Here is a 21,275-nt window from a genome sequence, read left to right as displayed (position 1 = left end):
TACTTTTTAAATAAGGTCAATAATACTAAAAATAAACTTTTAGGGGTGAGACTTTGAGAAGACCGTTGTTATTGATTATTATAATAATTGAATAGGAAAATAAAATAACTAGAAAAAATCTTCGGGGCAGGGTGAGATTCCCTACCGGCGGTAAAGCCCGCGAGCTATTTAATTAGTTGATTTGGTGAAATTCCAAAGCCGACAGTAGAGTCTGGATGAAAGAAGAGAGTTATAAATTTAAAAGATTTATTTATTATGATTACTCATAAAACTCGAAGAAGAAGATTCTCTCGAGTTTTTTTATTTGACCTATAATAATTTATTTTATTGGAGGTTATGTATTATGCAACAAAGTGTAAATACTCACAAATCAAAAAGAACAATGTCTACTAGAGTGATAGCTCAGATAGGAATTTTGGCAGCTATATCTTATTTTTTAAGATTTTTAGAAGTGCCATTACCAATATTCCCATCATTTTTAAAACTTGATTTATCAGATATAGTAGCAGTATTCGGTGGATTATCAATGGGACCTGTTGCAGGTTTTATAGTAGTCGTAATCAAAAACTTATTACAAGCAGTTTCAGGAAGTACAACTGGAGGCGTTGGTGAAATAGCAAACGTATTAATCGCAGGACCATATGTATTAATGGTATGCTTTATATGTAGAAAAGCTAAAACTTATAAAAATGTATTAATCGGTGGTGTTTTAGGAACAATACTTATGGCGATAGTCGGTGCAGTAGTAGATTATTACATAGTATTCCCATTATACGGATTAGTAATGCCAATGGATGTAATAATAAGCATGGGTACAGTATTAAACCACAGAGTTACAGATTTATTCACTTTTATGATTTGGTTAGTAATACCGTTTAATATATTAAAAGGTGCAATCATGACAGTGGTAATTTTACCATTATATAAAAAGATGGAAAGAATATTAAGAGTTAAATAGATTTATAAAAATAAACCTGTCCTTTTGTTAGGGCAGGTTTTTTAGTTTCCATCGAGTTAATGAAAAGTATAAGGCTAGCGACATATCTCATACTTTTTTTAGGTTATAATAAATATAGTCTTATACATTGAAAAAATAACGTATAAGCCTATAAAACTACTAAAAAGTATAATATAATAATATTTGGTTTATATTTAAACTGTAGAGTGTAATAAATAACATTAATTTCACCTTATAGTTTAAATAGTAGATTAGATACGGAGATGAAAATATGAAAAACACACAGATGATAAAGAATATATACTTAAATAACGATCAAGAAACTAGGGAGATTGGTTTTAAGTTAGGTAAACTTTTAAAGCCAGGGAGCATAGTTTGTTTAATCGGTGATTTAGGTGCAGGAAAAACAACAATGACTCAAAGTTTGGCAGAGGCACTAGAAGTAGATGACTATATCACAAGTCCAACTTTCACAATAGTGAACCAATACGAAGGAAAAATGCCACTATATCATTTCGATGTATACAGAATTGGATGTAGCGAGGAAATGTACGATATAGGATTTGAAGAATACATAAATGGCGACGGTGTATGTATAATCGAATGGGCAAATATAATCGAGGACATACTACCAGATGAATACTTAAAAATAGAATTAAACTACAAAGACATGGGAAGAGAGATGACGCTTATTCCTTATGGCGAAGAATATGAAAAAATAGTTGAGGAGTTGACTAAATAATGAAGATTTTAGGGATAGATACATCATCTATGGCGGCAAGTGTAGCTGTTATAGAAGACAATAAATTAATTTGTGAATATACAATTAATACTAAAAAAACTCATTCACAAAAACTTATGCCAATGATAGAAAATATGCTAGGTTTAAGTGATTTAAATGTGCGTGAGATTGATGCGATTGCAGTTTGTGAAGGGCCAGGTTCTTTCACAGGGCTTAGAATTGGTATGGCAACAGCAAAGGCAATAGCTCATGTTAACGATATACCAGTGATAGGAGTTAATTCACTAGAGGCTTTAGCAGCAAATATGAACCTTTGTGATAAAAAAATATGCTCAATATTAGATGCACAAAGAAATCAAGTTTATACAGGAAGATACCAATATGAAGGTACAAAATTAGTAGAAATAAAAGAAATCGGAATTCAACAAATAGACGAACTTCTTGAAGAATTAGCACAAAGCGGTGAACAATGGATATTAGTTGGAGAAGCTGTTTATAAATACGAAGACAAAATAAGAGAAATATCTAATATAGAAATTCCAGCAGCATCAAATAACGTGACAAAAGCAGGAAGTTTATGTTCTGTGGCGAAAGTTAAATTTGATGAAGGAAAAGATATATTCGATTGTTATACAGTAAATCCGCTATATATCAGAAAATCACAAGCAGAAGAACAATATGAAGAAAAACAAAGAAAATTAGAAGCTGAAAGAAAACTTCAAGAACAAAAATAATTAATAAAGGCTATATAAATATAAATACTATTTAGTCTACAAAAATAATTAATAATATTGGAGAAAAGTGAGGTTTCAAAATGGAAAAGAATCGAGAAAATCTAAATAATATAAATCAAGATTTACATATGGATTTAAACCCAATTTTGGGGCTGGGCACAGAATTAAATATGAATAACTTAATAATTAGACCAATGAGAAAAGACGATATAGATGGAGTTCATAGAGTAGAGGTAAATTGTTTTGATGATCCATGGTCAAAAAAATCTCTAATGGATGAACTAAAAAACAACTTAGCTAGATATCTTGTGGCTGAGTTGGATTCTGTAATTGTTGGGTATGTGGGCGTTTGGTTTGTTGTTGATGAAGGTCACATAACAAACGTAGCAGTACACAGCGATTATAGAGGACAAAAAATAGGTGATAGATTAGTGGCTGAAATGGTGAAACTTTGTAAAGAGCATGGATTAGTTTCAATGACTTTAGAAGTTAGAAGTTCAAACACAGTTGCACAAAATCTATACAGAAAGTATGGATTCAAAATGGCAGGAGTCAGAAAAGAATATTATAGCGATAGAGAAGACGCAATAATAATGTGGAATCAGCTATCAGAATTATAAATATGACATTTGCATAATGAATGATATAAATAAAAAAATTAATAAACGCAAATATACAAAATTATAAATAGCTAGAATATGAGGCGGTGAAACAATGAAGGATATAATAACTTTATCGATAGAAAGTAGTTGTGATGAGACTGCAGTTGCAGTATTAAAAAACGGAAGAGAAGTACTTGCAAATATAGTTTCAACACAAATTGAATTACATAAAAAGTTCGGTGGTGTAGTTCCAGAAGTTGCATCAAGAAAACACATTGAAAATATAGATGCAGTTTATCAAGAGGCACTAGACACAGCAGGAATAAAAGCAGAAGATATCGACCACATAGCAGTAACTTATGGACCAGGATTAGTTGGAGCTCTTTTAGTAGGATTATCTTATGCTAAGGCACTTGCGTTTACGCTTGGTGTTCCACTAGTTGGAGTAAACCACATGCAAGGTCACATAAATGCAAACTATATACAACACAAAGATTTAAAACCTCCATTTATAACTTTAGTAGTTTCAGGAGGGCATACTCACTTAGTTGAGGTTAAAGATTATCAAAATTATGAAATCCTAGGAAGAACTAGAGATGATGCATCTGGTGAGGCATTTGATAAAATATCTAGAGCTATGGGGCTTGGATATCCAGGTGGACCAATAATAGACAAGCTTGCAAAACAAGGAAACAAACATGCAATAGAATTCCCAAGAGCATACTTAGATGATTCATATGATTTTAGTTTTAGTGGATTAAAATCAGCAGTATTAAATTATTTAAATGCTCAAAAAATGAAAAAACAAGAGATAGTAGTAGAAGATGTTGCTGCATCTTTCCAAGAGGCAGTAGTAGAAGTATTATCTACAAAAGCTGTCAATGCAGCCGAAGAAAAAGGATACAAAACAATTGCCTTATCTGGTGGTGTTGCTGCAAACTCAGCACTAAGAGAAAAGATAACACAAATGGCAAACGAAAAAGGCATAGAAATAAAATTCCCAGGATTAGATTTATGCACAGACAACGCAGCTATGATAGGGTGTGCAGGATATCATAATTTTATAAATGGAAAAATTGATGATATGTCATTAAACGCAGTGCCAAACTTAAAAATAGACATTAACTAATAAAATATAATCTAGATTTTGTTCGATAAATAACTAACAATTTTTAGAATTATATAAACAAATTATGACAAAATAGGAGAAGACATCATGGAAATCAAAAGATTTGAAGGAACAGGAAGAATGAGTAAAGTAGTTGAACATAACAACACTCTTTACTTAAGTGGATTAACTAACGACGAAGGTGATATGAAAGAACAAACTGCAGCAGTTTTAGCTAAAGCTGAAGCAATATTAAACCAATATGGTTCTGACAAAAACCACATATTATCAGCAACTATATACGTAAAAGATATGGCATTATTCGCTGATATGAACTCAGTTTGGGATGCTTGGGTAGAAAACGGAAATGAGCCAGCAAGAGCTTGTGTAGAAGCTAACATGGCTAGAGAAAACTTATTAGTTGAAATAAGTATAGTTGCAGCTAAAAAATAGTATTTAAAATTAGTTCTAAATATTAAAAAAGCTCATATAATAAAGTGACTATATGATTAAATAGACAAAATAAAAAGTTCTAGATACCTACTTAAATGAGGTAAACTAGAACTTTTTTTATTTAAATAATAAGTTATTACATTAATTCTTCCCAAAGCTCATAAAGTTCAGCAAGTCTATCTTCTAAGTTAGATTTCTCTTGTGAAACTTCTTTAGAACGTTCAGGATTAGAGTAAACTTCTTCTAAACAAAGAAGTTCATCAAGCTCACTTATTTTAGTTTCTATTTGCTCGATTTCTTTTTCTGTATTAACTATTTTGTTTCTGTTTTTCTTTTGTCTTTCACGTTCTTCACGTTCACGACGTTTTTCTTCTTTAAGTTGAGTTTTAGTTTTTTCTGATTCTTCTTCAACAACAGCGTTTATCTCTTCAGATTCTTTCTTTTTAGCCATGTAATAGTCATAGTTACCAAGATATTCAGTAATTCCGTTTTCATCTAATACTAAGATTTTGTCTACTACAGTGTTTAAGAAATATCTGTCGTGTGAAATTGTGAATATTGTTCCAGTATAGCCATTTAGGGCATCTTCTAAAACTTCTTTTGAATCTATATCTAAGTGGTTTGTCGGTTCGTCAAGAAGCAGGAAGTTCGCTTTTGATAAGATTAATTTTAATATAGCTATTCTAGCTCTTTCGCCCCCACTTAGTGAAGAAATTTGTTTAAATACATCGTCATTTTCAAATAAGAATGCACCAAGCATAGATCTAATTTGAGTTTGAGTAAGATGTGTGTTGTCTTTCCAAATTTCATCAATAATTGTATTATTTAAATCAAGAGTTTTTTGCTCTTGGTGGAAATAAGCCACGTTTACATTTGTACCAAGTTTCACATCACCAGAAAGAGGAGTAAGTTCATTCATTATTATTTTGAATAAAGTCGATTTACCTATTCCATTTGGCCCGATTAGAGCGACTTTTTCCCCACGATATATCTCGAAATTCAAGCCTTTGAATAACATTCTATCGCCATATCCCATAGAAATATCCTTAACTTGCATTACATCATTACCACTGACAACAGCTGGGTCAAAAGATATTTTTGCTTTCTTTCTGTATAATTCAGGTCTATCAAGAACATCAACCTTATCAAGAGCTTTTTCCTTACTTCTAGCTCTTTTAAGATGTTTTTCACGACCATAAGCCTTAAGCCTTTCGATAGACTCTTCTTGTTTTTTCAGTTCTTTTTGTTGGTCTTCATATTTTTTAAGTTCTAATTCTTTTTCGACTTTAGATTGCTCTATAAAATCAGAGTAATTACCATTATAAGTCTTAAGTTTTTTGTTGTAGATTTCGAAAGTTCTATTTACCACTTGGTCTAGGAAATATCTATCATGGGAAATAAGCATAACAGTACCTCTATATTGCTTTAAGAAGAACTCTAACCACTCAATTGCCTCAGAATCAAGGTGGTTTGTCGGTTCGTCTAGAAGTAATAATGTAGGTTTTTTAAGAAGTAACTTACCTAAAAGTACTCTTGTTTTTTCCCCACCAGAAAGAATATCAACTTTCTTGTCAAAGTCACTGTCTTTAAATCCTAAACCAATAAGAACACCTTTCGCCTCGGATTTATATCCGTATCCGTTATTTGCAGCAAATTGCTCCATTTTGTGCGAGTACTCGTCCATTAATTTATCTAAGATTTTAGAATCTGATTTACTTCCTTCTTCAGCTATTTTGATTTCAAGTTGTCTAAGATTTTCTTCCATTTCGATAAGAGGTCTGAATACTTCAAGAACCTCTTCTAATATAGTATTTTCCGAATAAAAATTGGTATTTTGCTCTAAATAACCAATCTCACAATCCTTAGAAGTGTAAATATCCCCACTGTCATATCCATATTCACCGGAAATAATTTTGAATAAAGTCGTCTTTCCAGTACCGTTAACTCCAACGATTCCGACTTTATCGCCTTCATTTATAGTAAAACTAGCATTTTCAAGGATAGAATCTACGCCAAAACTTTTATTCAAATTATTGCAAGATAAAATGATCATAAGTTTTCTACCTCCTTAAACTACCTAAAATTATAAACTTTTGATATAATATAATCAAGGATATATGAAACTATTTAAAAAATATGGTATTATTTAATTATATTGTTATGAAAATATTAAATTAAAAGAGGTGAGACGATGGCAGGTAAAAACATATCAATGGCGGTCATCAGAAGACTACCTAAGTATTACAGATATCTTGGTGACTTACTTGATAACGACGTACAAAGAATATCTTCAAAAGAATTAAGTGAAATAATAGGATTTACGGCATCACAAATAAGACAAGATTTAAATAATTTTGGTGGATTTGGACAACAAGGGTATGGGTACAATATCGAAGCCCTTCATGCGGAAATCGGAAAAATTCTAGGGCTAGACAGACCATATAATGCAATTCTAATAGGAGCAGGTAATTTAGGACAAGCAATAGCTAACTATTCTGGATTCAGAAAAGCTGGATTTGAAATAAAAGGATTATTTGACGCTAATCCAAAAATAATTGGATTAAAGATAAGAGATTTTGAAATATTAGATTCAGATCGTATTGAGGATTTCGTAAAAGATAATAAAATAGATATAGGTATTTTATGTGTTCCAAAAAACGGAGCTCAAGAATTAGCTGATAGATTAGTTGCATGTGGTGTAAAAGGGCTTTGGAACTTTGCGCCAATGGACTTAAAAGTACCAGATGATATTATAGTTGAAAATGTAAACTTAACTGAAAGTTTATTTACATTATCATACTTAATGAAAGAAGAGTAATCGAGATACTTTACATTTATAAAAAATTATAATAAACTGCTACATGAAATTTGTACGTGATTCATGTAGCTTTTTTATTGTAAAAAACTAAGGCAAAGGACGGAAGCGTTGGCGCCATGAACGAAGTGAACTTAAAGTAACGGACAAAGTCGTTGCCACCATAAATGAAGTTAATTTAAATCAATAGACAAAGTCGCTTTCATTAGAATTATATTAAAAAAAGCTAAGTGATAAAATCACTTAGCCTTCTCATTAAAAATAAAAAAGTACGTTCAAATTATTCAGCGCTTGGAGCTTCTACAGGACATACGTCAGCACAAGAACCACACTCTATGCAGCTATCTGCATCTATTACGTATTGGTCATCTCCAGCTGATATACATTCTACAGGGCATTCTGATTCGCATGCACCACAGCTTATACAAGCATCACTTATTATGTAAGCCATATCTTTATTCTCCTTAATTGATGTCAAAATTTTTGAAATTAAAAACAACCCAACAAAAAACTATCCGAGGTCGAAAACCCCTCAGATAGTCTTCTCTGCTATTATTCTTCAACTATAGCATCGTTTGGACAGGCATCAGCACATGATCCACAATCTAAACATTCGTCAGCATTTATGCTGTATTTGTCGTCCCCTGCAGTTATAGCATCGTTTGGACATTCATCAGCACATGAACCACAAGCAACGCAATCGTCTGTTATTTTGTAAGCCATACTAAAATCCCCCTTATAATGATTTTAATTTCACTTATAATTATAGCAAAGTTTATTCTATATCACAATAAGAATTTGGGTCAAAAAATAGTTAGGATTTTGAATATATAGTTTGTATTCTAAGTTTTGAAACTGACTTAAAAATTAAAAAATTAACAAATTAGGTGTTTATTAGTGGTAAATTATGGTATAAATAAATTAAAAAATAATTAATAAGGGGGAGTAAAAAATATGAATTGTAACACTTGTAAAATGTGTCAAAGTGCAGACAAAAAACTAGAAAACTTTGTAGCATCAAAATCAGGAGAATTTGAAACAGCATTTCAAAGAACAATCGACCAAAAAGTAAAATGTGGATTTGGACTTCAAGGTGTCTGTTGTAGATTATGTTCAAACGGACCATGTAGAGTAACTCCAAAATCACCAAGAGGAATATGTGGAGCAGATGCAGATACAATAGTAGCGAGAAACTTCTTGAGAGCAGTATCAGCAGGGGCAGCATGTTATCTACACGTTGTTGAAAATACAGCATTAAATGTAAAACATGTTGGAGAACACAATGGGGTTATAAAAAGTGAAAAAGCTCTAAACATATTAGGCGAAGAATTAGGAATATTTGATGATGACCCACACAAAAGATGCGTAAAAATAGCAGATGCAATCCTAAAAGATTTATACAAACCGAGATATGAAAAAATGGAATTAGTTGAAAAGCTAGCTTACCATATGAGAGTTGATAAATGGAAAGAGCTTGGAATCATGCCAGGTGGAGCAAAATCAGAAGTATTTGATGGATGTGTAAAATCATCTACAAACTTAAGCTCAGACCCAGTAGATATGTTAATGCATTGTCTATCACTAGGAATTTGCACAGGTTTATATGGATTAACTTTAACAAACTTATTAAATGATATAGTTTTAGGAGACCCAGTAATAAGAATGGCTCCAGTAGGCTTTAGAGTAATTGATGAAGACTATATAAACATAATGGTAACAGGACATCAACATTCAACATTCGCAAGTTTCCAAGAAAAAATAAAATTACCAGAAGTAGTAGAAGTAGCTAAATCAGTAGGAGCAAAAGGATTCAGATTAGTAGGATGTACATGTGTAGGCCAAGACTTACAATTAAGAGGAGAACACTACAAAGAAATATTTGCAGGGCATGCAGGAAATAACTACACAAGTGAGGCAGTTTTAGCAACAGGGGCAGTAGATATGGTAGTTTCAGAATTTAACTGCACATTGCCAGGGCTTGAACCAATAGCAGACAAATTACAAGTAAAAATGATTTGTTTAGATGATGTTGCTAAAAAGAAAAATGCAGAATTAATCCAATTAGATAGAGATAAATTTGATGAAATAGACCACAGATTGATAAATGAAGCAGTAGAAGCGTATAAAGCGAGAAGAGGAAATGTAGAAATAGATATACCAAAAGACCACGGTTATGATAAATCGCTAACAGGTGTTAGTGAAAAGAACTTAAAAGAATTCTTAGGTGGGAATTGGAAACCATTAATAGACTTAATCGCTGATGGAACAATAAAAGGTGTTGTCGGTGTAGTCGGATGTTCAAACATGACTGCGGGCGGACATGATGTTCATACAGTTGAATTAGTAAAAGAATTAATCAAAAAAGACATATTAGTATTATCAGCAGGATGTTCAACAGGTGGACTAGAAAACGTAGGATTGATGTCACCTGGAGCAGAAGAATTAGCAGGCGAAAATTTAAAAGCAGTCTGTAAAAAATTAAATATACCACCAGTACTAAACTTTGGACCATGTCTAGCAATAGGAAGAATCGAAATAGTTGTTAGTGAATTGGCAGAGGCATTAAATGTAGATATACCACAATTACCAGTAGCACTTTCTGCACCACAATGGTTAGAAGAGCAAGCACTAGCAGATGGAGCATTCGGTTTAGCTTTAGGACTACCACTTCACCTAGCTTTACCACCATTTGTAACAGGAGGACCATTAGTGACACAAGTTCTTACAGAAGGACTAAAAGACATAACTGGAGGAAGTGTAATAATAAACCCAGACCCAGTAGCATCAGCAGAAATATTAGAATCAGAGATATTAGATAGAAGAAAAGGCTTAGGTTTAAAATAATTTTTAAGGATGTGGTCAAATGCGCAGAATAATAATTCATAAAGATTTGTGTACGGGGTGCAAAAGTTGTGTAGTAGCCTGTATGACTAGAAATTGTAGCGAAAAACATAAATTCGATAGCTTTATAGATGTAAATAAAGATAAATATTTTATAGATTTATCCAATATAGATACAGAAAGTAGAAATCACATAGAACTAAATTATGAAGAGAGTCCAGTTCCACTAACTTGTAGACATTGTGACAAACCAGAATGTGTTGCAACATGTATGAGTGGAGCTATAACAAAAGATTCTATAACAGGGATTGTTTCTTATGATGAGAAACGATGTGGATCATGTTATATGTGTGTGATGAGCTGTCCTTATGGAATATTAAAACCAGACGACAGAACAAAACAAGATATAATAAAATGTGATTTGTGCAAAGAGGAAGATATTCCTTTATGTGTGTATAATTGTCCAAGCGGTGCTTTAGAATTACAAAGTGAGGAGGTAGAATTATCATCAGATGTAGCTACAACCTCACAAGAAAATATAAAAACTTATGTGATAATAGGTGCGAGTATCGCTGGAATAACTGCAGTAAAGACAATCAGAGAATTAGACAAAAGCGCAAAAATTATTGTAGTATCAAAAGACGAAAAAATTTACTCTCGTTGCATGTTACACCATGTAATTTCAGGACACAGAACAATAGATGGAATTAATTTTGTGGACGAAGATTTTATAAAGAAGCAAGATGCAACTTGGATAAAAAAAGCGACAGTAAAATCAATTGACCCAGATAACAAAAAAATTAAATATGAAAAAGACAAAAAAGGAGAAGAGTTGGCTTATGACAAGTTGTTAATAACAGCAGGTGCCAATGCGTTTATTCCTCCGATTAAAAATTTGAGAGATGCCAAAAATGTATACCCACTTAGAAATATAGAAGATGCTGTAATGATTAGAGAAAAAGCAAAATACTCTAAACGTATTGTAATTATGGGGGCAGGTCTTGTCGGAATGGACGCATTAGCAGGATTAGTTGAGTTAGATAATGTAGGTACTTTAACATTAATCGCATCAGAAGATAGAATTTTAGACAAACAACTTGATATTAGGGCAGCTAAAGTTTATGAAGATAAGTTTGAACAAAAGGGAGTAAAAATCCTTAAAAATTGCATGGCATCAGAAGTATTTTTAGACGAAGATGGAAATATAAAAGGCATTGGAATAAAAAATGGAGAAATAATTCCTTGTGATTTGTTGATAGTTTCGACAGGAGTAAGATCTAATATAGAAATTGTAAAAGGTTCAGGAATTGAGACAGAAAAAGGAATCAAAATAAACGAAAAATGTGAAACAAATAAACAAGATATATACGCAGCGGGTGACATAACAGGAACAGGAATCTGGCCATTAGCCACAAAACAAGCACAAGTAGCAGCGACAAACATGGCAGGAAAAAAAGCCACAATAGACGATACATTTGAGTTTAAAAACACAATGAACTTTATGGGTATACCTACAGTTTCAATAGGATTTATCACGCCAGCAGACGACACTTATGATGTATTTACATATACAGATGGTGAAAATTATAAAAAAGCAGTAATAAAAGATAATGTTCTGACTGGTTTCATAGCACAAGGAGACATCTCATATGTTGGAGTTTATACTCAACTTATAAAAGATAAAATAAAAGTAGAAAACTTAAAAGAAAGAGTATTTGACCTTGGATATTCTGACTTTTTCAAAATTAAAGAAGATGGACAATTTGAATGGTAAGGCAAAAACTTAGGGGTTAAATTTTTAATATAAAAAAAGGAAGAAGCATTTCAGTTTTAACTGGATGCTTCTTTTCATGTTGAAATGATTTTTATTATGTATCATTGATTTGCGGCATTTTTAATTATTGAGCCATAATAGTCCCCACAACCAAGTCTCTTTTAATAATTTTTTTAATGACCTTTTTAATAATTGCTTAAATTCCATACCCTCGTCATTTCGGAATACAAAAAGTATTATATCCTATAGGATATGTAGAAAATTGTAAAAACTTGCGAAAAAACAAAAAAATTTATAAATTATACAAAAAAATTTTCACTTGGTTTGAAATAAAACCATAATGGTTTGAAATATGGAAATATATACATTTTATGTGGATGTATTTTTTGTAAGGATGAAAAATTTCGTAAAAAAATAGTTGAACTTTCAACTAAAAAGGACTATTATATAAAAATAGTTGAAAGTTCAACTATATTTATATAATAGGAGTGAGATTATGAATAATTTAGAATATGAAACTTTGAGATATGTCGGTGCATTATCAAGAGCAATAAATTCCACAGCAGATTGGAAGTATAAACAATTCGATTTAAAAAAAGGTCAATATTTATTTATAACAAGGATTTGTGAAAATCCAGGTATAAATTTTGTGGAGCTATCGAATATGTTAAAAGTTGATAAGACGACGACTACAAAAGCAGTACAAAAATTAATTGAACTTGGATATATAAACAAGGAACAAGATGAATCGGATAAGAGAGGATACAAATTAACGCCGACAGAAAATGCGTTAAAAGTATATGATTTTATAATGCAAGAAGAAGCTAAACAGTTAAAAATAAGTTTTGAAGGTTTTAGCAAAGAAGAAAAAGAAATGGCAACAAAATTAATTAAAAAAATGAGTGAAAACATTGAAGAGTATTGGCATGAGTATAAAAATCAAGGCTAGGTGAGAGTATGAAGAAAATATATAACTACATTCGGATTAGGATTGTGTATACAGCTAGTATTTAAAATTTTCAACTTTGATGTAAGTCATTTAAAACATAAAAATATCAAAGAAGGATTTTTATTTTTAAATAAATGTGTAACTGAGTAATAAATTTATAGTTAATCTAGCTATATAAAATATATCTAGATTGAATGTATTAAATAAAAAGGAGAATAAAATGGAATTTAGAAAATCAACAAAATCAGACATAACAAAAATAATGGATATAGTAAAACAAGCCCAAGCATATTTCAAAGAGCAAAATATTGACCAATGGCAAAATAATTATCCAAATGAAGAAGTTATAAATAATGATATAGAAAATGGGGAAAGCTATGTAATGTTGGAGAATGGAAATATAATCGCAACAACAGTAATTTCATTTACAAAAGAAACATCTTATGAAAATATTCTTGATGGAAAATGGATTACAAACGGAGATTACGGAGTAATACATAGAATAGCAGTAGATAATACTCAAAAAGGAAAAGGCCTTTCTCACAAAATAATAAAATATGCAGAAGATGTATGCAGACAAAATAAAGTAAATAGCTTAAAAGTAGATACTCACGAAGAAAACATACCAATGCAAAACCTTCTTAAGAAAAACGGATTTAAATACTGTGGAATTATTTATTTAGAAGATGGCGGAAAAAGAGTAGCCTTTGAAAAAACTTTATAATTTAAAAATATTCACTTAATATAGAAAGTCATCAAAATATTTGTATAAAATCTAGAAAAGGGAAGTATTAAAAATAATACAACCAGGGAGAGTATCCAAAATAAATTAAAATTATTTTGGACACTCTTTTTTTTAATCTAATCTCCAGTTTAATTCACCCTCATCTAAGGCTTTGATGAAGATTTCTGCAGACGCTAAGTTAGTGGCAATTGGCACGCTATAAACATCACAAAGTCTGATTAAGGCTTGGATGTCTGGCTCGTGCGCTTGAGCAGTTAATGGGTCTCTTAAGAAAATTACTAGGTCGATATCCTTGTTGACAATTAAAGAACCTATTTGCTGATCACCACCAAGTGGTCCAGAAGCAAGTCTGTGTATGTCCAAGTTTGTTTCAGCCATAATTCTTTTCCCAGTTGTCCCGGTAGCATATAAACCGTATTTAGCTAATATGCCTTCATAAGCGATACAAAAGCTAACTAATGTATCTTTTTTCTTGTCATGTGCAATTAAAGCGACATTTAAAATTTTGTGCATAATTACCTCCTAATTTTTGGCTTTGTAATAATATTAAACAAAATAGCAAAAATCTGCAATACATTTTCTGTTAATATTATTATTCTGCACAAAATATTTCAAGGCATTGCCTGTAAACTACCCCCCAATTGCTACAAGCGAATTTTGAATAAACTCTATCTCAAGCGGTTCTAGAAAATCAAAAGAGAGAGACATATAATCCAGAAATCTTGATTTAAACAATAATACAAAATCCACAAGCAGCGTGTGTCTGATTTAATAGATTTATATAATAGATTAATATAATAGATTTATCTTTTGGTCAGGTGTTTCATCCGAGGGGTACGGTTTTCTATACGGGAGGTACGGTGTCTCATCCGTACCGTTTGTAATTGAATCCGAGGGGTGTTGAATTTTTTCCGTACCATGTTGATTTAAATCCATGGGGTATTGATTTTTTTCCATGTCATTTTTATAGCAGTAGAGTTTGGTTTTTTATTGATGGTTTTGGATTTAAACCTAGAATATGTAATAATTCAAGCATGAGTTTTTGCTTTAAGTATATAGGATGTTGTCTTAAATTAAAAAAATTATTACTTGGATTATTAGAGCTATTATTCGGAGATTTATCGCTAGAAGATTTATCATCATACTGAATTTCTTTCTGAGTTTTTTGTGATATAACTTTTTTAGGTTTATTTTCATAGTTCTTAATATTAGCAGGTGTAATTTTGGAGCTACTAATATTTTTATTTATAATTTTCTCGGATTTAATTACGTTTTGTCTAGCACTTTTTGATTTAGCTTTTTTAGATTTAGATTTACTATGCTTAGACTTTTTTGATTTAGCTTTCGCATATTTAATCGTTTTAGGGTTAGTATTTTTAGGACTAACTTCTGTATCTTTAATCTCATTAAGTTTAATATCTTGAGATTTGATTTTTATAGGTTTAATTTGAGTAATAGTATTATAAGGATTATCTTCATTACGGTTATTATCCGATGCTATAGCGTCATTATCTACACATATATCTTCAGAACAGTTATTATCAGAACAGATAGTGGCATCATTTAGGCATATATCTGTATTATGATTATTGTCAGAAGATATAGCCTTATCATCTAAGCATGGTACTTCATCACAGTTATTATCAGAGCAGATAGTGTTATCATCTACGCATATATCTGCATTATGGTTATTATCAGAAGATATAGCTTTATCATCTAAGCAAGTATCTTCAGCATCATTAAGTTGAGCGGGAGTATAATTATAACTATTTTCCTTTTTCATATTTTTAATATATTTTTCTACAAAAGAAAAGTCTTCTAACTTAGGAAAATTTTCGGCAGTATTAAAATAAACAAGTGTTTTTTTACTTTTAATAACTCGTTTTTCTAAAACATTTTTATCACACATTTTTTTAAATCTTCTATAAACAGAATCTTTTTTCATATAAAGGATAGTAAGGTCCTCAGCAACAGCACTATAAGAAACAAGATAAAACATCTTGCCATCAATCTCTTTACTAATCATTTTGCCAGAATTTCTAAAATCAACAAACCATCTAAGAATTAATAAATCCGCTGGATCTAACCCTAAATCAATTGCTGCACGCTGCGAAAAACCAAAAAAACTAAATCTCATAATATAAAAGTCCTCCTTTTAAAAATTAGAAAATTACTAGGTAGAATAAAAAGAAGTGTCCATTGCCAAAGGTGAGAAAATTGTTATCTACCGTAAAATAGATTTGTCTCTACAAAAATATCGAATGTTTGTTTTCTTACTTAAATTATATACTATAAATACTGTATAAAGAAGTAGAAATATGATTTATTTAGATGGAATATTGTGTGATATTTTATACAAATAGTGGTTTTTGTGACTGAGTTTTGGCGGAAAGAGGGTGTTTTTGGAGGTTTACTTTCGGATTTAAAGTCGTGGGGGTTGGTTTTTGGATTGAGTAAGATTGAAGAAAATTAGAAAGATATATTCTTATTTTTGTATATAATTAAAATAAGAATATTAGCTTATAGATAACAATTAACAACTATTAGTATAAATAAGAAAATTTAAGATAATAATCTAACAGAGGTGATTATTATTGAAAGTATAGAAAATACAACAATTTGGGATTTCCCAAATCGAGGAAAGTGGTTGAACCATGATGGTAAATATAGAGGAAATTGGAGTCCCCATGTACCTAAAAATTTAATAATTAGATATTCAAAGGAAAAAGATATAGTTCTAGATCAGTTTATAGGTGGAGGTACAACCCTAATAGAAGCATGTAGATTAAATAGAAGGTGTGTAGCGCTAGATATAAATAGCAATGCACTAAATCTATGTAAAGAAAAAATAAAAATATTTAAAACAGATAAGGAATTTTTTATTGGAAAGTGTGATGCAAGAAACTTATCTATTATTAAGGATGATAGTATAGATTTAATTTGTACCCATCCACCATATGCTAATATTATTAAATATAGTAAGACTAATGAAAAAGACATTTCTTTATTAGAATTTGATGAATATTTTAAAGCAATGAAAGAGGTAGCTAAGAGTTGTTACAGAGTTTTAAAGCATAAAAAATATTGCTGTATATTGATAGGTGATACAAGAAAAAATGGATTTATACAACCATTGGGTTTTAATGTAATGAATATTTTTTTACAACAAGGATTTATATTGAAAGAAATTATAATAAAGAAACAGAATAATTGTAGATTTACTGATAGATGGAAGGATATTTGTAAAAAGAGAAATTTATATTTAATAGAGCATGAGTATTTATTTATCTTTTATAAGATAGAATGATATGGGTGGACAAATATTGTTAAATATGATAACTTGAACTCAAATAATAAGATTATATAATCAAATGAAAGAATCTAATTTATATGATAAGAGGAAATATAATAATGGAAAAAAATTATTCTCAGATAATACAAAATAAAAAGACAAGCTTGGGTGAGGATGCAATACCGTTTTTACAATCAAAAGGTGTTGAAAATATATCAGAACTAGGGCTTAGTTTTTCTAATTCTCTATCTGAATTTATCGACAATAGTATAGATGCCAAAGCAACAAATATTATTATTGTCTTAGATAAGAATGAAACACATATTGACATTCTTATAATTGATGATGGTTGTGGAATGGATAAAAAAACACTACAATATTCTTTGAGTTTTGGTGGTGAAGATGGAGATATAGTAGAAAAACAATATGATGATATTGGAAAGTTCCATGCAGGCATAAATATAGCTAGTATGGCATTAAGTAGGAACACCGAGATATTTACTAATAATAGTTCAGGTTGGATTAAAAATTATATAGATATAGAAGAAATAAAAAATACTAAATTTATACCACCATCAAAAGAATGCACTTTGCCAGAGGAATTTATAGAATTATTAAATAATATTAAAGAAGAAAGTGCTTTAGATATATCTATTGATACAGGAACTATAGTATCCTTAAAAAATATATATAAAAATATGATATCACAACAAAATTTTCATTTAGAAATAGAACATTTATATAATAATCTCTGTATAAGATATCATAATTATTTAGCCAATGGTAATTATATTTACATAAAGTCTAATACAATGGAAAAGATAAAAAAATGTAGAGCAATTCATCCACTTTTAAAAGATCAGCAATTATTAAAAGAAAATAAATTAAGTATTGCTGCAGATTTTAAATATAGAAATATATTGAATATAAAAGAAATACTTCCGTTTGCTAATAAAGATGCAAGTATGGATATTGAATTTGTAATACTAAAGAAAGATAATATTAATGATAAAATGGCTAAAGCTGAGGAGTTAGTCAAGATAAATGAAAAAAATCAAGGATATTATATAGATAGGAATGGTTTAAATATAATTAAAGCACAAGCAATTGGAGGAACTGTAAAGCATCCATCTTTAAATAGAGTTAGAGCATATAGTAATCTTAATGGTGATTGGGATATGGTATTAGGAATTAATTTAAATAAATCAGCTACAAATGTTAACTCTAAATTTTATGAACTATTGAATAAAAGGGTAAAAAAAATATATGGTCATTTAAGAAGAGTACTTAGAGGTAATGTTGATTTAGAACCTCCAGTTATAACACTTCCAGATGGAACTGTATGTATACCTGAAATTATTGTAAATAATATGAATGATTGTAATAAAAAAAATAATAATCAAAATTTTATAGAAAAGAGTATTGAAATACAAAAAAAAATAGATGAACCTACAGAAGAATGGAATGCTGATTCTAATTTAACAAATAAAAAATTAAGAAAAGTTTTTGAAGTTAATCCTGATATAATTAATGGTGGTAAGATATATAATTCAAATATAGATGGACCTATAATTTTTGCACCTATGAATATCAAAGAACAAAATGAGATATTAGATATTGTAGGAAATAATGTTCAAGGTTATTATACATATAATGAAAGGATAGGCAATTTAGGTATAAGAAAAATAGATATAGAATACTGGTGTATAAGAAATAATATAAATGAAAAAGAGTTTTATAAAAATATAAAAAAATCTTTAGAGGAAGACAGATATGAAAAAAATAAATTTTATGAATTCTATATGGACAATTTTTATTGTGATAAAAGAAGAGATTTTTTCTTATTTCCTAATGTGTATATAGATCTAGGAATAAATAGACAATATTTTACAAAAAATATGTGTGTGGATTTTCTTCTTATTTTGCCAAATAAACAAAAACTAGTTATACTAATTGATGATGATAGTTATGCTATAAGAAAAACTTATAAATATAATTTTGATAGAAATATGATTTTAAATGGTTATAATGTAATTAGGTTTACAAGTTATGAAATAAATTCAGAAATAAATAGTATTAAAGAATTTATTAATTTATATATTAATAAAAGTATATATTTTTTTTAGTGATTAGATTAATGTATCACTGGTCAAGTTTTTATATATTAAGGGCCTTATGTAATATAAATGGAGTATTGCGTGAGGCCTTTTTGTATGAATTTTATCAGGTAAAAAGTGGCAAATAAGAAAAAGTATAGAAAATTAGATATAAAAGTGTTATAGTAAAAAAGAAATGAAACAACTGAGATTGTGATTTAAAAAAATGAAACATAATACAAAGGAGAAAATTAAATGTTAAGGTACATCAAAAAGCCTATAAAGGAATTATTAGTAAATGATAATATATTTGCTTTGTATACTGGGCAAAGAAAATATGTGTGGGGTAAAGATGAGATTATAAAATTAATACAAGATATTAAGCTTTATGGGAAAAAAGGTCTTTATATTAATGAAGGAGCTTATGTAAAGGATACAATACAAACACAAAAATATGGAAAAATAGAATGTATAAAAATATATGACTCATTTCAGCGTTTAACAACATTGACTTTGATATTAGCTAATATTAGGATAAGATTATATGTAAATATAAAAAAATATAAAAATGAAATAAAATTAATAGAAAAAGTATTATATTCTAATATAAATATAAATGGAAATAAGTTTGTAATACTGAGTTTAAGTCCGATGTTTAATGATAACCAAATATATGAGAATCTAGTGGAAAATATAGATATAGATAAAAATTCTATAAAAACTATTTTTGATGATAAATTAATTAATGCAAATAATGTAATAGAAAGAGAGCTAAGAAAGTATTCAGATGAGGAGTTAATAGATTTTTTACATAATATTTTAGAGAATGTTACTATAACATTAGATAATATACCAGATCATCTGGCACATACAAAGTTTAATACTATTAATAATTGTAGAGTAAACTTAACAACACTGGAAATGCTAAAAGACTATTTATTTACGATATATAATGAAGATGAGAAATTTTTAGATCTACTGGCAGAAGAATGGTATAAATTACAGTGTTTATTGGAACCATCTACTATTAGAACAATGGGAAAATATAAAATAAATGTAAATAAATTTTTAAGGCATTATATTCTATCAAAAGCAGATGTTACATGTAATTTTAGCAAGAAAAATATATATAATTGGTTTATTAAGCTTAAATTAAATAATAAAGAAGATGTATTAAATTTAGTAAAAGATTTATTGGAGAATGCAAAATACTATATAGAATACATTAATAACTATAAAAGATATGAGTGTATTTTAAATATAAGAGAATTAGGACATGAACAGTCTGCGGGTGTGTTTTTAGCTGCATATAATTTGGAAGAAAAGCAAAGGGAAGAAATAATTGGGTTATTAGAAAAAATTGCTTTTTGTTTTATTTTTTCCGGTTTAAACCCGAATAAGCAAACAAAAATATTCATTGATGTAATAAAATCAATTAATGACAATAATATAAATAATGCAAAAAAAATATTAAAGGACAACATAGTAGATTTAAAAAAACTTACTTTAAATTCTATCTTAAATAAAGTTTTTAATATAAAAAATTATAATGATAGAAAAAAGATAAGATGTATATTAACTTTAATTGGTAATAGAATGAATGATAAAATTAATGAATATGAAACTTTTGAAATAGAGCATATATTACCACAAGAAAAATGTTGGCAGGATGAACAACTTTATGGTAAACAGGAATGGTATAAGGATGATAATTTTTATAATATTACAATAAATAAATTAGGTAATTTTACATACCTAGAAAAAAATGATAATAATAAATTAGGAAATAATACATTTTTAGAAAAGATAGATATATATACTGATTATGAGGAAAAATGTGCACTGACTTATCTGATATCTGGAAATAAGCCTAAAGTTAGGACAAAACAAATAAATAGTGTTCTAGAAAAACATCCATATTATAGAAGTGAAAAATGGGGAAAAATAGAGATAGATTATAGAAGTGAATGGTTAGTATCAATATTAGAAGAGATTATATTTGATTAATTGATACTTGATTCCAGTATAAATATTATAATATTGATAAAGTAAAAATTTTTATTTATACTTTAGATATAGAAAATATAAGATATTTACGGAGTATATCATATAAGAAATATTATGGATTTTTATATAACTATAAATATGTCTTTAAGCATATTTATA

19 protein-coding genes and 1 riboswitch are annotated in these 21,275 nt (G+C 29.2%); of the genes, 14 read left to right on the top strand and 5 right to left on the bottom strand.

What is annotated here, in order from left to right; all coding sequences use genetic code 11:
• Positions 1–113 precede the first annotated feature (113 nt).
• Positions 114–231: riboswitch (FMN riboswitch) on the top strand.
• 112 nt (positions 232–343) lie between these two features.
• From I4U58_RS05480 to I4U58_RS05455, 6 genes are all read left to right on the top strand, one after another.
• Complete coding sequence (locus I4U58_RS05480) at positions 344–958, top strand: ECF transporter S component (protein WP_195930027.1); 615 nt, start codon at positions 344–346, stop codon at positions 956–958.
• Positions 959–1,229: 271 nt separating this feature from the next.
• Positions 1,230–1,700: a tRNA (adenosine(37)-N6)-threonylcarbamoyltransferase complex ATPase subunit type 1 TsaE gene (gene tsaE / locus I4U58_RS05475; RefSeq protein ID WP_207743829.1), complete on the top strand. Its 471-nt coding sequence runs from the start codon at positions 1,230–1,232 to the stop codon at positions 1,698–1,700.
• Positions 1,700–2,434: a tRNA (adenosine(37)-N6)-threonylcarbamoyltransferase complex dimerization subunit type 1 TsaB gene (gene tsaB, locus I4U58_RS05470; RefSeq protein WP_195930026.1), complete on the top strand. Its 735-nt coding sequence runs from the start codon at positions 1,700–1,702 to the stop codon at positions 2,432–2,434. Before tsaE ends, tsaB begins: the two co-directional genes overlap by 1 nt.
• Positions 2,435–2,514: 80 nt before the next feature.
• Positions 2,515–3,054: a ribosomal protein S18-alanine N-acetyltransferase gene (gene rimI, locus I4U58_RS05465; protein WP_330605477.1), complete on the top strand. Its 540-nt coding sequence runs from the start codon at positions 2,515–2,517 to the stop codon at positions 3,052–3,054.
• A 94-nt stretch (positions 3,055–3,148) separates the two neighbouring features.
• Complete coding sequence (gene tsaD / locus I4U58_RS05460; RefSeq protein ID WP_195930025.1) at positions 3,149–4,165, top strand: tRNA (adenosine(37)-N6)-threonylcarbamoyltransferase complex transferase subunit TsaD; 1,017 nt, start codon at positions 3,149–3,151, stop codon at positions 4,163–4,165.
• An 87-nt stretch (positions 4,166–4,252) separates the two neighbouring features.
• Positions 4,253–4,597 (top strand): RidA family protein, encoded by a 345-nt coding sequence (locus tag I4U58_RS05455; protein ID WP_195930024.1) that lies wholly within the window; start codon positions 4,253–4,255, stop codon positions 4,595–4,597.
• 136 nt (positions 4,598–4,733) lie between these two features.
• Here the strand turns inward: I4U58_RS05455 and abc-f are convergent, their stop codons facing one another.
• Entirely contained in the window at positions 4,734–6,650 is a 1,917-nt protein-coding gene (gene abc-f / locus I4U58_RS05450; RefSeq protein WP_195930023.1) for a ribosomal protection-like ABC-F family protein, read from the bottom strand.
• Between the two features lie 138 nt (positions 6,651–6,788).
• Between abc-f and I4U58_RS05445 the strand changes: the two genes are divergently transcribed.
• The gene (locus tag I4U58_RS05445; protein ID WP_195930022.1) at positions 6,789–7,415 is read left to right on the top strand and encodes a redox-sensing transcriptional repressor Rex; all 627 of its coding nucleotides are present in this window, start codon (positions 6,789–6,791) and stop codon (positions 7,413–7,415) included.
• Between the two features lie 277 nt (positions 7,416–7,692).
• Here I4U58_RS05445 and I4U58_RS05440 read toward each other — a convergent pair whose 3' ends face one another.
• Together I4U58_RS05440 and I4U58_RS05435 are read right to left on the bottom strand one after the other, a co-directional pair.
• Positions 7,693–7,863, bottom strand: a complete 171-nt coding sequence (locus tag I4U58_RS05440; RefSeq protein ID WP_195930021.1) for a 4Fe-4S binding protein — start codon at positions 7,861–7,863, stop codon at positions 7,693–7,695.
• Between the two features lie 101 nt (positions 7,864–7,964).
• Positions 7,965–8,135: a 4Fe-4S binding protein gene (locus I4U58_RS05435; RefSeq protein WP_195930020.1), complete on the bottom strand. Its 171-nt coding sequence runs from the start codon at positions 8,133–8,135 to the stop codon at positions 7,965–7,967.
• A gap of 231 nt (positions 8,136–8,366) precedes the next feature.
• Between I4U58_RS05435 and cooS the strand changes: the two genes are divergently transcribed.
• The 4 genes from cooS to I4U58_RS05415 all read left to right on the top strand — a co-directional run bounded on the left by cooS (position 8,367) and on the right by I4U58_RS05415 (position 13,700).
• Positions 8,367–10,256 carry an anaerobic carbon-monoxide dehydrogenase catalytic subunit gene (cooS, locus tag I4U58_RS05430; RefSeq protein WP_195930019.1) on the top strand — a complete coding sequence of 630 codons (1,890 nt, stop codon included), beginning with the start codon at positions 8,367–8,369 and terminating at the stop codon, positions 10,254–10,256.
• A gap of 19 nt (positions 10,257–10,275) precedes the next feature.
• Positions 10,276–12,027 (top strand): FAD-dependent oxidoreductase, encoded by a 1,752-nt coding sequence (locus I4U58_RS05425; protein ID WP_195930018.1) that lies wholly within the window; start codon positions 10,276–10,278, stop codon positions 12,025–12,027.
• 496 nt (positions 12,028–12,523) lie between these two features.
• Positions 12,524–12,976 carry a MarR family transcriptional regulator gene (locus I4U58_RS05420; protein ID WP_195930017.1) on the top strand — a complete coding sequence of 151 codons (453 nt, stop codon included), beginning with the start codon at positions 12,524–12,526 and terminating at the stop codon, positions 12,974–12,976.
• Between the two features lie 220 nt (positions 12,977–13,196).
• The gene (locus I4U58_RS05415; protein ID WP_195930016.1) at positions 13,197–13,700 is read left to right on the top strand and encodes a GNAT family N-acetyltransferase; all 504 of its coding nucleotides are present in this window, start codon (positions 13,197–13,199) and stop codon (positions 13,698–13,700) included.
• Positions 13,701–13,832: 132 nt separating this feature from the next.
• On the opposite strand, the gene mgsA is transcribed toward I4U58_RS05415, so the two are convergent.
• Both mgsA and I4U58_RS05405 read right to left on the bottom strand, forming a co-directional pair.
• The gene (gene mgsA / locus I4U58_RS05410) at positions 13,833–14,234 is read right to left on the bottom strand and encodes a methylglyoxal synthase (protein ID WP_195930015.1); all 402 of its coding nucleotides are present in this window, start codon (positions 14,232–14,234) and stop codon (positions 13,833–13,835) included.
• A 451-nt stretch (positions 14,235–14,685) separates the two neighbouring features.
• Entirely contained in the window at positions 14,686–15,858 is a 1,173-nt protein-coding gene (locus I4U58_RS05405) for a hypothetical protein (RefSeq protein ID WP_195930014.1), read from the bottom strand.
• A gap of 447 nt (positions 15,859–16,305) precedes the next feature.
• On the opposite strand from I4U58_RS05405, the gene I4U58_RS05400 reads away from it, so the two are divergent.
• The 3 genes from I4U58_RS05400 to I4U58_RS05390 all read left to right on the top strand — a co-directional run bounded on the left by I4U58_RS05400 (position 16,306) and on the right by I4U58_RS05390 (position 21,116).
• Positions 16,306–17,028, top strand: a complete 723-nt coding sequence (locus tag I4U58_RS05400) for a DNA methyltransferase (RefSeq protein WP_347708164.1) — start codon at positions 16,306–16,308, stop codon at positions 17,026–17,028.
• Positions 17,029–17,132: 104 nt separating this feature from the next.
• The gene (locus I4U58_RS05395) at positions 17,133–19,139 is read left to right on the top strand and encodes an ATP-binding protein (protein ID WP_195930013.1); all 2,007 of its coding nucleotides are present in this window, start codon (positions 17,133–17,135) and stop codon (positions 19,137–19,139) included.
• A gap of 225 nt (positions 19,140–19,364) precedes the next feature.
• Positions 19,365–21,116: a DUF262 domain-containing HNH endonuclease family protein gene (locus I4U58_RS05390; protein ID WP_195930012.1), complete on the top strand. Its 1,752-nt coding sequence runs from the start codon at positions 19,365–19,367 to the stop codon at positions 21,114–21,116.
• Positions 21,117–21,275: the final 159 nt, after the last annotated feature.

Source organism: Clostridium sp. 1001270J_160509_D11, from assembly GCF_015667935.1.
In the GTDB taxonomy this organism is placed as follows: domain Bacteria; phylum Bacillota; class Clostridia; order Peptostreptococcales; family Peptostreptococcaceae; genus Intestinibacter.
Note: the sequence above shows the minus strand (reverse complement) of the source record. Positions and strands in the feature narration are given on the sequence as shown.